Origin of the sequence: Paraburkholderia phytofirmans OLGA172 (genome assembly GCF_001634365.1) — a bacterium.
Classification (GTDB): domain Bacteria; phylum Pseudomonadota; class Gammaproteobacteria; order Burkholderiales; family Burkholderiaceae; genus Paraburkholderia.
This window is the reverse complement of record NZ_CP014580.1, coordinates 49,783-63,194: the sequence shown is the minus strand read 5'-3', so window position 1 is coordinate 63,194 and position 13,412 is coordinate 49,783. Positions and strand designations below refer to the sequence as shown.

The window sequence follows — 13,412 nt, the reverse complement described above, 5'->3', positions numbered from 1 at the left end:
ACGCGTCCATGGCGACATAATTTCAGGCTGATACTGATATTCCACTGATCCACATTGGGGGAATATCATGTTTGAGACTCTCTTTACGCGTCCGCATGTTCTTGCTGCCCACACGCTCGCGCCCTGCGTGGAATCCAGGAAACGCTTCCTCGTACATTGTCAGGAACTGGGTTATCCGCCTAAGTCGATCCGCAAGATCGCGTGGGTCCTGCTGGTTTTTTCGCAGAGCATGGATCTGTCCCGCCCGCGGTTAATAACGCACGAGGAAATCGCGTTTGCGGTTGACCACCGGATTCGTCTCGTTCGAAGTGAGCGCACGAACGAGTCCCGCAGCTCGCGGCTTCTGTTCATCCATACCGCCACGGCCTGGCTGTGTTTTCTGGGGCGTCTGGAGGAACGGCATCCCACGAGAGAACCATTTGTTCGCTATGTCGAACACTACGTCGATTTCATGCGCGACCAGCGAGGACTCTCTCCTGCTACGATTTCAAACTGTCGTGATGAGATCGGTCATTTTCTGGCGATGGTCTGCCGCCCTGACAGGGCAATTGATGCTCTCACTATCCACGACGTCGACACCTACCTCGCGTACCAGGGCAACCATGGCTGGTCCAGAGTGTCATTGCACGCGCTTGCGAGCACGCTGCGCAATTTCTTCCGGTATGCAGAAGGACAAGGCTGGGCTACCGACGTTGCGTGCGGCATTGAAGCACCCGTGGTGTATAGGGAGGAGGGTTTGCCGCTCGGGCCAGATTGGGATGACGTGCAAAGATTCGTCGCCAGTTTTGTCGGCGACAGTGCGATCGATCTACGCAACCGTGCGATGATCATGCTGCTGGTTGTCTACGGACTGAGGCGCGGCGAGGTGGTACTGCTCCGTCTGGAGGATATAGACTGGTGCGGCGAGATCCTTCATGTCCATCGTCCCAAGCAGCGTTGCACACAGCAATATCCGCTGGTGGCAACAGTTGGGAATGCCATTCTGCGTTACCTGAAGGAGGCGCGTCCACGAAGCGCTCATCGTGAGCTGTTCCTGTCGGTTGAGGCGCCGATCCGACCGTTGTCACCTGCGCGCGTAAGCGACATTGTCCGATCGCGTCTCGCAGTGCTTGGCATCGACATCCCGCGGCGTGGCGCACATTGCCTGAGGCATGCCAATGCCCGGCACTTACTCGATGCTGGTTTTGCCCTGAAGGAGATCGGCGATCATCTCGGCCATCGCAGCGCTTCGTCGACGAGAACCTATGCGAAGGTTGACCTGAGCGGACTGAGGCGTGTGGCCGAAATCGATCTGGGGAGTTTGCTATGACGCTCTCCGAAGTTGTCGCCCAATACGTGAGCCACAAACGGGCGTTGGGCATGCGCTTTGATTCCGAAGCGGCCACGCTTGCCTCATTCTGCCGCCGGGTTGATGGCAACATTGATGTGACGTCGGTCACGCTCAGGCATGTACATGACTTCCTGACTGGCAACAGGCCGCTGACTAACCATTGGCGCAAGAGAAGGTCGGTACTTGACTGCCTGTTTCGTTTTGCCCTCTCGCGTGGGCATGTCTCGGCTTCTCCACTTTCTCCCTACAGTCCGGAATTGCCGCCACCGCTGATACCCTATATCTATTCGCAGCAGGAATTAAAGCGCCTGCTCGACGTGGCTCCGGCGGCATGCAGTCCATACGGTCTGCTGGATGCATATGTTTTGCGTGCACTCATTCTGATTCTGTATGGCGCTTGCCTGCGCCATGGCGAAGCCTTGCGGCTAACCATGCAGGACGTCAATCTCGACGAAGCCGTCCTGCATGTGCACGAGAGCAAATTCTATAAATCGAGGCTGGTTCCGCTAGGCGCAGATCTGAATAGTGCGATGCGAACCTATGCCCGGCAACGCAACCAGAGATTTGGGCAGGCACCGGCTGCGCCGTTCTTCTGTTTCCGCGATGGTCGCCCTGTGACCCAGAAAGCTGTGTGCAAGGCCTTTCAGCGACAGCGCGCCCTGGCAAACATCCAACGCGAAGGCGGTGCGTCCTGCCAGCCGAGGCTGCATGATTTGCGGCACTCAGGCGCAGTGCACCGGCTAATCGCCTGGTATCGCGGTGGCGTGGAGTTGCAACTGTTGTTACCGCAACTGGCCACCTATCTCGGCCACATCGATCTCGCGAGCACCCAGCGCTACCTCACTCTGACGCCCGAGTTGCTGAATGAAGCGGGCACGCGCTTTGAAACTTACTTCCTTGAGGTGCATCATGAATAACTCATCTCTGCTGGGTCCGTGGATCCGGCGGTTCCTGATCGAGTATCTGGTGGGCGAACGTAACCTTGCAATCAATACGCAAAAAAGTTACCGCGACATGCTCATGCTGTTGCTTCCGTATCTGGCCGCCAAGGTCGACAAACGGATCGACCGCCTGAGCGTTGATGATCTCTCCGCGCAAATGGTCCGCCTGTTCCTGACGCACATGGAAGAACAGCGCCACTGTATGGTCAGCACACGAAATCAGCGGCTCGGCGGCATCCATGCGCTGGCTCGTTTCATCGGCGAACATGCACCGGAATACGTCGAATGGTGGGCACAGATTCATCTGATTCCCGTCAAGAGAACCAGTCGGCCGGAGATCAGCTACCTTAGCAGGCAGGAAATGGACGCCCTGCTCGCAGCCTCTGACATGAATACAGCACAGGGGCAGCGCGAACATGCGTTACTGCTCTTCATGTTTAATTCAGGAGCGCGTGCAAGCGAAGCCGCGCAGCTCAGGATTGGCGACATTGACTGGCACACGCGTTCGGCCAGCATCGTCGGCAAGGGGAACAAACATCGCCGCTGCCCGCTCTGGAAATCCACAATCGAGGCGTTGCGCTCACAGACTGAAGGCAGGGCCGCCGCCGAACCTGTGTTCCTCAACCGCTTCCACCAGACGATGACGCGCTCCGGCATTCATGCTCTGGTGAAGCGCTGCGCTATTCGTGCTGCAGCCAGCGCGCCGTCACTCGCCGGCAAGAATGTGCACCCACATGTGATTCGGCATACAACCGCTTCGCTACTACTGCAGGCCGGTGTCGACATCAATACGATACGCGGCTGGCTTGGGCACGTGTCGTTGGAGACGACCAACATCTATGCCGAGATCAACCTGGAAACAAAGGCGCGGGCGCTGGCGACATGCGAAGTGCAAGGCAATGCCGAAGTACAAAAACAATGGCGTGATCAGCCCGACCTGATGGCCTTCCTCCGCACCCTGTAGCCGAATAATATGTGCTGTTCGATTTCCGCAAAGACGCTGCCTTCGCCTCGTTGGTTATCGACCAGCACATTTTTTTTACCACACCATACTCGTGGCCCAGGCCTCGATTGTTGCGCGTGCCTTCCATCCCATAATGCTCAAGCAACGCCTTATAGCGAACCGTGAAGTCTTCTTTTTCCTGAAGATTCTTAAAGGCGGCCGACAGGCTGTCAGAGCGGTGTTCGCTCGGGCAGCCCCCCGCCTGCCATAGAGCGTTCTGCAAACCTGCCGCAAGAGCCTGGAAGCTCTCTCCGCTATCAACGACGCTGGCGTACTCCCAGCGCGAGAACGCCAGCACAAAGTGATAGAGCATGTGTCCGAACGCGACGCCGGCGATCGTCACACCCAGTTTCTCCATATGCGTGAAGTCGGACAGGCCCCGTACGCCGGGCTGATACGTCTGGGGGAAGAACACTTCCTTGCTGGGCCCTTCGAGCGCACGCCACTGGCTGACATGCCGCTCCAGCGTGCGCCGCATTCCGTCGGGGAAGCGACCAGAATGGTCTTCCTGCAGTTTGCGCAGCAAGGTGACCGCTTTGAGTTTCGGGAAACTGCGTAGTAATGGCACGACTTCGCTATCCCAAACATCAGCGAACGGATTGGCGCGCGTGCGCCATTGACGTTGGCTATTTTTGCCCATCCCCCGAAAACTGAAGATCTTCACCAAACCCTTTCCAGGCGTGGTTTTCAGAGGCGTATTAGCGCGGGAAACGCGCTGGACTGAGGGATTTTCGCCGCAGTAATTCAGCGCTCGTCGGGTTCAGACGCGGCTTCCAGTACCTTGGCCCAATACGCCGGATCGTCGTAATACGCGGCGAGCACGTCGATGTCGATGGGGGTACCCGCTGGGCCAAATTCGAACGAGCCGAACAGGTTGACATGCTGCCAGGCGACGGGCGACATGCTGGCGATCAGTTCCATCGCGGCGTGGTCGCCTGCGGCACGCTTCTGCTCGTGCACACGTGAAAGGAGCGCTGTGTTGTGGTGGATGATCGCGTTGGCGATCAGGCGTGAACACTCGTTCCAGAGTTGCTGTTCGGCCTCGGTATGGACGCGCAGCTTGCCGCCGTTGACGTACGCGATCGCACGACGCAAGCGGTGGTACGCTTCGCCGCGGTTCAGGGCCTTCTGCACGGCCTGACGCAGGTTGACGTCATTGATGAACCGGAGGATATAGCGCGTACGGCACAGGTTGTCGAGTTCCCAGAGCGCCTTTTTTGTCTGGTTCTGACGCACGTAGCTGCTGAGCTTCCTCACGATCGTGGCTTGCGTGACATCCTTTTGTGCGAGCGAGACCATGATGCGCTGGACGTTGGGCCATTCCCGGACGATCAGCTCGTCGTAGGCCTTGCGCGAGGGTTTGATCACCCAGTTTCCATAGTGGCCCGGTGGATGCTGGCCGACGAGGCTGCCGATTTTCTTGTGCAGATCGCGATAACGCGGCGCAAACTGATAGTCGAACGTATACAGGGTCCAGAAGTTCACCTGGTTGGTGCCGTGCGTGTCGGTGGAATGGACCTGCGGTCGGATGTCGGACGTATTGTTGTAGAGCAGGTCGAACACGTAATGGCTCTCGTGCTCGTGCGCGCCGATGACTTTCATGTTGATCGGCACATGGTTGGCGATGACGGTGCAGGCGCTGATGCCCTTGTCGAGGCCGAAATACTTGGGCGAGTGCCGTGCGTTGAAGGTGTCGATCTGGGTTTCGAAGCGTTGACCGTCGCTGCTCGAATGGATCTGGTCGCCGATGTCGAACAGATGGAACGCCGGCAAGCCTGAGGTCGCGTTGCTAATCGCGTCATTGGCGGCATGCAGGGTTTCGGGGCGCAGATAGTTGCGCGCGGTGCTCGCGAGCGAAGCGTAGCTGATGCCTGACACCTCGGCCATTTTCCGCAACCCCATGTTGGTGCCCATGGCGACTACGCAGGCGAGGATTTCGCGTGGGTCGGCGTCGTGTTTAACATAGCGGTCGAGCACGTGGGTAAACGTCTTCAGGAAACCGGTGCGTTCAGAGACGAACCATAACAGCCTCGCGACGTCGATCCCGGGCAACTCTGGCCGTAGAACGAATGGTTGACTGACTCGTCGGGGTCCGGATACACCAGGCCCCAGCGACGCTTGCTGCCCTGCTGGCGCACCTTGATATGCGGGTTGTCGCGGTGCTCGATGTGGTGGTTGACGAGCTTGAGTTGAGCCTCGATGTCGTCGTGCAAGGTGGCGAGGGTTTCTTCGATTGGCGCAAGCAGGACCGGCAAACCGATCTCGCGCAGGATATCGTCCTTGTGCTGCCAGCGCGCGTCGCTGATCAGATCGTCCTCGAAGCGGCGAAACTCGGTGCTGTCATTACTGAACACATCGCCCGCCTCGAGCGCGTTACGAAGGAGGCGATAGACGAGAAATTCGTAGCGATCGACGTCGAGCTGTTTCTTTTTTCCGACCTCAGTGCGATACAGGTGGGGCTGCAGGTTCTTCGGAATGAACGCGGTGGGAAACGCGGACGGCTTGCTCTGCCGGGGCGATTTACCATTGCCGAACAGCTCCTGTAGGAAAGCGACAGCCTCCAGCAACGGCGCGTCCTCGACGCGGCCGGCGAACTCGAGGCCGGCAAACAGATGGCGGACATTGCGTTTGATAACGGCCGACAACGCAGTGTAGTGCGACCATTCGAAGCTGACCTTGTCGAACGTGACGTTGCGCATGTAGTTGGAGACCGGCTCGAAACGTTCGGGCGGGAGCAGTGCGAAGGCTTTTTTCCTGACGCTGGCGAACGACGCGTTGCGTGGGATCGAGTCGTCGACAAAGAGATGGAGAACCTGGCCGGCGGCCTTCAGATGGGTGCTGGCGTCGGTGAGCGCGCTTTGCGCGGCCTCCTCAGCGGCCTGGCGGGCCGACTGCTCATACTGGTCGACCAGATAAATGAAGGCCTCGATCAGATTGTCGTTGATCTGGCGAAACCGGTAGTAGGCAAAACACAGCAGGTACAGGCGCGTGATGGCGACTGGCATGCGTTGCAGCTTGTACACCGTGTAGAACTTCACGAGCGACGCGTAATACCGGCCGCTTTCCGTGGAAATTCCGGTGGTCTCGAGAAAGTGCCTGGCGAACTCATGCACCGGCGCGAAGAATTCCCTACGCCCCGATTCCTGACGAAGTTCCTTGTAGCTGAAGTCTTTTGACTCGTGCTTGAGGATGCTGATCCGGTACATCGATTCATCGGCGCACAGCATTGCATCGAGCTGCTGTGAGATCTCCGTGGTGAGTGCATCGCTGAGCAGGTTCGAGACGCGCCGGCGCTCCGCACTCACGACACGTCCGATCATGTCTTGCAGAAACGTGTAAATGGGCACAACGATGCGCTGCTGCTTCAGGTACTGGAGGGTCTCTCGTAGAATGAAGATAGGCTGCGTGGAGAGCATGGCGAGGCGTTGCGCGCGACGCTCGAGCTCGGCTTTTGCGGCGCTGTCGCAGAGTTGGAAGCCAAACAGATCGAGGATGCTGTGCTGCAGTAGGCGCCGGGTTGGCGTCGAAGGCGGACTGATGGAGGCCGCCCCCTTATCCAGGAAGTGTCGGCACAGGATGTACCGCAAATCGTCCTGGATGGCATCCTGGTCGTATTCGAAGAACTGCTGCTTTGCCTTGAAATAGCCGAGCTGCAATGTCAGGTACGCGGCGACCGAAGTCGTGCGTGATTGAACGAGCTGTTGCTCGGCCTCGCCCAGTTCAAAGTAGGCGCGCCTCTCCTCGTCGGTAAAGTGTGGAAGTGCGTACAGTTCGTCGATTTCGTGGCGTGTCAGGATCGACAGGCGATGCGAATTGGCTGCCATGGGAAGCGTGTATTTGTTCTTTGATGTTTGGGCATTCCGCGGCGCACAGCTACGCTGAAGTGATCCTTGGAGTCTAGCGCGGCCGTTTCGTCGGGCGCGTTGACGAAGGATTGGTGTGCGTCTTGATCTGACCTTGTAGCGACGCGACCTGCTGGGCGAGCGCATCACGCTCCCGCCGCAGCTCGCGTGCTTCATCCATGACGCTGGCGAGCTGCTTGTCGTGCCGCTCGGCGAGCCGCCGCTGCTCGGCGGCCTCGGCTGACAGGCGCTGGACGTCACCGACGAGCTGTTCGTTGCGCTGCTGGGTCTTTGACAGCGCAGCTTCGGCGCGACGCTGCGCTTCGCGTGCTTCATCGGCCTGCATCATCACGCGCTTTTGGACGCTTTCGAGCCGGGTGGTTGCCTGGTCGACTTCCGCCCGCAAGGTGGATTCGTGTTCGGTGCGGGCCGCCAGCAGTCCTTCGAGTTCGCGCGCATGCGCGGACTGCGCATCGCGCAGTGCCTGCTCCGATTGCGCACGCAGGGTATCGCGCTCGATCGTGGCGGCTTCGCTCTGCCGGGTGGCGGCATCGCGCTCGGCCTGGGCGCGGGCAAGATCGGCCAGGGCCGAGGCAAGACGTGTCTGCTGATCCTCAAGCTGGACGCGCAGCGTGTGCGTTTCGGCCTGAAGACCTGCGTTGGCCGTCACCAGGGACTCGGCGCGTATCGCCGCGGCCGTCGCTTCGGTCTCGAGCTCTTCGCCGCGCTGGGCGAAGACCTGTTCGCCATGTTCGACCGCGAGCGCCCAGACCGACAGCATCGCGTTCGCAACCGTCGGCGGCAGCGCAGCGCTCAGTGCATCGATGCGCGCCTGCTCGTCCTTCCACAGCTTGAGTTCGTCGTTGATCGTGGTGCGGCTGCCTTGCCGGATCTCGGCGTAGATCAGGTCGACGGTGAGCTCATGCGGGAGCCGACCGGCGGCCACGAGGCGGGCGGCGGCTTCGCGGGTACGGAAACGGGTATCGCTGATGCGGCTCATAGGATGCGTTTTAACCGGTGAAATCGGTCGAAGTGGATGGGTTTGGAGAGAAAATCGAATCGTATATTACTGTATAACGGTATAAGCATAATGATATCGGTTTGAAATTTATGATAATCCGCATAATCGCAAGTTATTTCGCTGTACGCTGCGAAAACCTGATTCCCGAACGCGTCACACCATGAACCTTGCCGTCGCGCCCACCGAACCTGTTCTCGCTATCGTGCTGCCGGCCGCGCTCGACGGCAGCCTCGGCACCAATCGCGCGAGCGGTGGACACAGGCAGATCGCCGCCGACACCGACGTCGAAGCGGTGCGCCTGTGGCTTGCCGAATACAGCGCGTCGCCGCATACGCTGCGCAGCTACCGCAAGGAGGCGATACGCCTGCTGCTGTGGGCCACCCAGACGCTGGGCAAGCCGCTGTCGAGTCTCACGCGCGAGGACTTCCTGTTCTACGAGCGCTTCCTGGCTGCACCGACCGGCGACTGGGCCGATCCGGAACGGCCGCGCCGCGGACGCACGAGGCGGCTGTTCGAGGGGCCGCTGTCGGAGCGCAGCCAGCATCAGGCATTGGGCATCCTGTCGGGCCTGATGACGTACCTCGTGAGCGCCGGCTATCTGGCCGGCAATCCGCTCGCGCTGCGCCGTGGGCGTACGACTTCAGCCAGGCGGTCCCGCCGCGTCGAGCGCTATCTCGAGCACGCGCTGTGGGACCACGTGCTCGCGAGCGTCGAGCAGTGGCCGCGTCTGACCGAACGCGACGAGCAGCACTACGAGCGCAGCCGCTGGCTGATCCGCCTGCTGTATCACACCGCGCTGCGTGTCTCGGAAGCCGCCCACGCGAAGGCGGCCGACTTCTATCAGCGCCGCGGCAAATGGTGGTTGCACGTCATCGGCAAAGGCGGCGCCGAGGGCGAGGTACCGGTTGGCGATGCGTTGATGGCCGACTTTGCGCGCTATCGCGCCTTTCACGGCCTGTCGCCGGTACCGGCCGCGAGCGAGACCGGTCCTGCCGTGATGAGCATCGCCGGCGACGATGCGCGGCATCTGACACCCGCGGCGATCTACCTGATCGTCAGGGACGTCTTTCGTCGTGCCGCTGACGCGCTCGATGCAATCGATTCAATTGGCGCCACCACGCTACGTCGCGCCTCGACCCACTGGCTGCGCCACAGCGCGGCCTCGCATCAGGCGGACGCCGGCACCGACCTGCGCTTCATCCAGAAAAACCTGCGGCATGCGTCGATCGAGACGACCGGCATCTATCTGCATGCCGAAGATGATCGCCGCCATGCACAGACGACTCACGTGCCGTCCGCGCAGGAAACGAGCGGGCCACCCGGCAACCGGCCCGCGTAAAATGCCCCTCGCGTCGTCAACCCGAATCCATCAGCATGTCTGTCTCCTATAATCGCAAGCAACTCACGGACTGGTTAGGTCCCCACACGCTCGCCAAGGCACGCGAGTACGCCCACGCCGTCTCCGAGCTGCGCTGGCGAAGCGCCGACACCCTGAGTGGCCAGGTGCAAGGCACAAGGACCCGTCCGTATGACGTGTGTGTGCATTTTCACGATATTGACGATCATCGCGACATGTGGGTTGAAGGCGAATGCACGTGCCCGGTCGGCGTCGACTGCAAGCACGTGGCTGCGCTCCTGATCGCGGGTCTTGAGTTGATCCCGACGCAGCCCGCCACCGGCGTGCGCCCCGAACTGGTGACGTGGCTCGAAGGCTTTCGGGCGAAACGCACGGCCAAACCTCCCAGAGGCAAGAAGCCCGCGATCGCCAGGGCCACGCATGCGCTTGCCTACGTGATTGCCGGATCGTATCGCGGATATCCGGAAATCTTCCTCTACAAGGCAAGGGTAAGTGCCGACGGCACGATCCGCTCACTCGACGACGCGTGGCAGAACGTGGAGAACGCGCTCGTCAAGCCGCCGAAGTTTGTTGCCGAAGATGATCTGCCTATCCTGCGAGGGCTGTGGCTGGACCGCTCCCGCGAGTACACGAGCAGCTTTGGACTGCAAGGCACAACCGGCGCGGCAATCCTGGAAAAACTTATCGCCACAGGGCGTGCATTTGCCTCGCCGGGCGCGAGCACCATGCATTCCGGGACGCCATGTGTACTGCATCCCGGGCCTTCGCGCCGCGGACAGATCGCCTGGCGATCGCAGCCCGACACACGTGTGCGACCGGTACTGCAGACTGAGCCACCCGCAACGATGCTGTTGACGACAACGCAGCCCTGCTGGTACGTGGACCCTCATTCGGGAGAAGCCGGGACAGTAGACATGCCGTGGCCCGCTGAAGATCTCGCGGAGTACCTGGCGATGCCATCGATTTCGCTCGACGAAGCCGCACTGGTCGGTAACGTGCTGCGCGAAGTTGCACCCGATTTGCCCTTGCCGCCTGCGCACAACGTATCGGCCGTGCGCGTCATCGACACCACCCCGGTACCCGCATTGTCGCTCAACACGTTGCCGACCTACGGATCGGGCTGGATGTCCGACACACCCAACATGCTCGATTTTGCCACCGTCAGCTTCGATTATACGGGGGTCAACATCGACGCGCAAAGCAACACCACACTCGTGCGAACCGCCAGCGGCGAAGTGATGCAGATCAAACGGTCTCTCGATATCGAGCAGCGCCGTCTGGCAGAGCTGCACAAGGCCGGGCTGCGAAAAATTCCAGCCAGTCGTGTCCATGGCCCACGTCCATTTCCGGATGGCATGCTAGGGCCCAACGATGCCGAAGACTGGGCCGTCTTCATGAAGCAGGCTCTGCCCCGGTTACGCGAAAACGGCTGGCAGGTAGCGATGACCGAAGTGTTTCGCCACAATGTCATCGAGATCGAGGCGATCGACGGTGCGCTCCATCAGGCCGGTGACGGCTGGTTCGATGTCGAGATGGGGATCACGGTCAACGACCGGAGGGTTCGCCTCGAACCACTGCTGGCAGATCTGTTCCGGCGCGACTCCCGCTGGCTGTCGGGTGGACTTGACGCCATTGCCGACGATGAACCGGTCGATCTGAAGACCGACCGCAATGAACGGCTGCGCCTGCGTGCCGACCGGCTCAAACCCGTTGTGCGCGTGCTTATCGATCTGTTCGATTCACTCGGTGAAGGCGGCCTGCGCATTTCGCAGTTGGATGCCGCCCGGCTCGATGCGCTCGACCGGACCGGCCGCTGGCAGTTTCATGGAGACGCATCGATCCGGCAGCTTGCGCAGCGCCTGATGGCGGGACCCGGTGTGGGTGAAACGCCGGTGCCGCGAGGACTGCAAGCCGAATTGCGTACCTATCAGCGCCAGGGGCTCAGCTGGATGCAGTTCCTGCGTGAACACAGCCTGTCGGGCGTGCTTGCCGATGACATGGGACTTGGCAAAACGGTTCAAACCCTCGCTCACATCCTGACCGAAAAGGAAGCCGGCCGGCTCGACCGGCCCGCGCTGATCGTTGTGCCGACGACACTGATGCACAACTGGCGTGAGGAAGCGCAACGCTTCACACCGGAGCTGCGCGTGCTCGATCTGCACGGCCCGCAGCGCCACGAGCGCTTTGACCAGATCCGCAAACACGACCTGATTCTCACGACCTACCCGCTGCTGTGGCGCGACCAGTCAGCGCTCGCCGAACACGAGTACCACCTGCTGATCCTCGACGAAGCCCAGTACGTCAAGAATGCCGCCACCAAGGCCGCCACCACGATCCGCGAACTACGTGCCCGGCACCGCCTGTGCCTGACTGGCACACCGCTCGAGAACCATCTCGGCGAACTGTGGGCCCAGTTCGACTTCCTGTTGCCCGGTTTCCTCGGCGCCCACAAGGATTTCACGCAGCGCTGGCGCACGCCCATTGAAAAAGGCGGCGACACCGTGCGTCGCGATCTGCTCGCGCGGCGCATTCGTCCCTTCATGCTGCGACGGCGCAAGGACGAGGTCGCCACCGAACTGCCGCCGAAAACGATCATCGTGCGCACCGTCGAACTCGAAGGCGCGCAGCGCGACCTGTATGAGACCGTACGCGCCGCGATGCACGAAAAGGTTCGTGCCGCCGTCACCGCAAAGGGACTCGCGCGGGCTCTGGTGCAAATAGCGGAGGTTGTCGAGCAAGATGGTTTTGATAGGATGCCTCACTGAGCCGAGAGGACCGCATTCCAAACCGCAGGCACAGTGATATCCTTGACGCGCAGTTGGGTGAGGCTAAATTGTCCTTTGCGAATGCGATGCATCAATTCAACGCCCGCAAGCGTGATCGTGGCGTTCTTAAATTGCTTGAAACCAAGCATGACGTTCGTCCTTGACTTGATGTTGCGATGGTCTTGCTCGACTTGGTTGTTCAGGTACTTCGAGGACCGGACGTTGGTGTCTTCGGGAAGCACGCCGTCTTCCTTCATCTCACGAATCGCGCGATGCGAAGCCGCGGAGCCATCGAGAGTGATGGTTTTCGGGGGCTGGCCCTGATGCTTGATGGCCTTCTTGAAAAATGCTTTTGCTGCGGCCACGTCGCGTTTGGCGCGGAGCATGAAGTCTACTGTCTGGCCTGCCCGATCCACCGCGCGATAAAGGTAGACCCATTGGCCACGCAGTTTGATATACGTCTCATCGACACGCCAGGACTGACCGGTGGGCGTGCCAAAACGGTTCCAGCGTTTGACGAATTCGGGCGAATAGCGCTTCACCCAACGCAAGATCGTGGTGTGCGCCAGCGACAGTCCTCGCTCGGCCATCATTTCCACCAGATCTCGCAGGCTGAGCTTGTAGCGCAGGTACCAGCGAACACACAGGATGATCACCTCGCGATCAAAGTGGCGCCCCGCGAACAACTCCTCCAGACCCTTAAACTTACTCATCGTCGGCTCTCAAACTCGTTCGGCCCGAGACTGTAACCGTTTCGACCACGCTATTTGCACCAGAGCCTCAGAGGGAGAGTTCATGGATGGTGTCTTTCGTGTCGAGCGCTATAACCATAGCCTCGTCGACACACCGCTGGGATCTTCATCATCCTCCGGGGCGATCATTGTTTCGGAGATCTACCCGAACCAGACCCTGCAACAAATAGACGAGGCGATAGCGCGTGTCAGCCGTCTGAACCAGGACGCACGGGCATATGTCTCGGCAGCACTCGACAAGCGTCCTGATTGCGAAACCCTGGAGAGAAAACTGCTGGATGATAATCCCGGATTCAGCGAGGTAACGTATAACCTGGTTATCAACGACGCCTTCGCGGCCCAATCGACCCAACTTGCTCAGAGGTAGGAAACACAGGCAATTGTCCTGAATAGCTGCGTCG

Annotated in this window: 7 protein-coding genes and 3 pseudogenes; 6 read left to right on the top strand and 4 right to left on the bottom strand. The window is 60.2% G+C overall.

All coding sequences use genetic code 11. The annotated features are described in order from the left end of the window. Positions 1 to 67 precede the first annotated feature (67 nt). From AYM40_RS35835 to AYM40_RS35825, 3 genes are read left to right on the top strand one after another with little or no spacing between them, the layout of a single operon-like run. Positions 68 to 1,309: a tyrosine-type recombinase/integrase gene (locus AYM40_RS35835; protein WP_063500949.1), complete on the top strand. Its 1,242-nt coding sequence runs from the start codon at positions 68 to 70 to the stop codon at positions 1,307 to 1,309. Then, a complete protein-coding gene (locus AYM40_RS35830) occupies positions 1,306 to 2,247 on the top strand; it encodes a tyrosine-type recombinase/integrase (protein WP_063500948.1) in 942 nt (313 codons plus the stop codon). Before AYM40_RS35835 ends, AYM40_RS35830 begins: the two co-directional genes overlap by 4 nt. Then, positions 2,240 to 3,235 (top strand): tyrosine-type recombinase/integrase, encoded by a 996-nt coding sequence (locus AYM40_RS35825; protein ID WP_063500947.1) that lies wholly within the window; start codon positions 2,240 to 2,242, stop codon positions 3,233 to 3,235. The genes AYM40_RS35830 and AYM40_RS35825 overlap by 8 nt, the downstream gene beginning before the upstream one ends. A 73-nt stretch (positions 3,236 to 3,308) precedes the next feature. Here the strand turns inward: AYM40_RS35825 and AYM40_RS39685 are convergent. The 3 genes and pseudogenes from AYM40_RS39685 to AYM40_RS35810 all read right to left on the bottom strand — a co-directional run. After that, positions 3,309 to 3,899 (bottom strand): annotated as a pseudogene (locus AYM40_RS39685) (IS21 family transposase); the annotation flags it as partial. Positions 3,900 to 4,018: 119 nt separating this feature from the next. Next, positions 4,019 to 7,098 (bottom strand): annotated as a pseudogene (locus AYM40_RS35815) (Tn3 family transposase). A 73-nt stretch (positions 7,099 to 7,171) separates the two neighbouring features. Further along, complete coding sequence (locus AYM40_RS35810) at positions 7,172 to 8,116, bottom strand: DNA-binding protein (RefSeq protein WP_035486548.1); 945 nt, start codon at positions 8,114 to 8,116, stop codon at positions 7,172 to 7,174. A gap of 181 nt (positions 8,117 to 8,297) precedes the next feature. On the opposite strand from AYM40_RS35810, the gene AYM40_RS35805 reads away from it, so the two are divergent. After that, a complete protein-coding gene (locus AYM40_RS35805; protein ID WP_063500945.1) occupies positions 8,298 to 9,476 on the top strand; it encodes a tyrosine-type recombinase/integrase in 1,179 nt (392 codons plus the stop codon). Between the two features lie 35 nt (positions 9,477 to 9,511). Beyond that, positions 9,512 to 12,226: pseudogene (locus AYM40_RS35800) on the top strand (SNF2-related protein); the annotation flags it as partial. 26 nt (positions 12,227 to 12,252) lie between these two features. Here AYM40_RS35800 and AYM40_RS35795 read toward each other — a convergent pair. Then, complete coding sequence (locus AYM40_RS35795; protein ID WP_063500944.1) at positions 12,253 to 12,972, bottom strand: IS6 family transposase; 720 nt, start codon at positions 12,970 to 12,972, stop codon at positions 12,253 to 12,255. Between the two features lie 82 nt (positions 12,973 to 13,054). On the opposite strand from AYM40_RS35795, the gene AYM40_RS35790 reads away from it, so the two are divergent. After that, positions 13,055 to 13,378 carry a hypothetical protein gene (locus AYM40_RS35790; protein WP_063500943.1) on the top strand — a complete coding sequence of 108 codons (324 nt, stop codon included), beginning with the start codon at positions 13,055 to 13,057 and terminating at the stop codon, positions 13,376 to 13,378. The last annotated feature ends 34 nt before the right edge of the window (positions 13,379 to 13,412 follow it).

What these genes read in the sequence shown, in the direction of transcription:
- AYM40_RS35835 (WP_063500949.1), top strand. Translation starts at nt 68, where the DNA reads ATGTTTGAGACTCTCTTTACGCGTCCGCATGTTCTTGCTGCCCACACG.
- AYM40_RS35830 (WP_063500948.1), top strand. Translation starts at nt 1,306, where the DNA reads ATGACGCTCTCCGAAGTTGTCGCCCAATACGTGAGCCACAAACGGGCG.
- AYM40_RS35825 (WP_063500947.1), top strand. Translation starts at nt 2,240, where the DNA reads ATGAATAACTCATCTCTGCTGGGTCCGTGGATCCGGCGGTTCCTGATC.
- AYM40_RS35810 (WP_035486548.1), bottom strand. Translation starts at nt 8,116, where the DNA reads ATGAGCCGCATCAGCGATACCCGTTTCCGTACCCGCGAAGCCGCCGCC.
- AYM40_RS35805 (WP_063500945.1), top strand. Translation starts at nt 8,298, where the DNA reads ATGAACCTTGCCGTCGCGCCCACCGAACCTGTTCTCGCTATCGTGCTG.
- AYM40_RS35795 (WP_063500944.1), bottom strand. Translation starts at nt 12,972, where the DNA reads ATGAGTAAGTTTAAGGGTCTGGAGGAGTTGTTCGCGGGGCGCCACTTT.
- AYM40_RS35790 (WP_063500943.1), top strand. Translation starts at nt 13,055, where the DNA reads ATGGATGGTGTCTTTCGTGTCGAGCGCTATAACCATAGCCTCGTCGAC.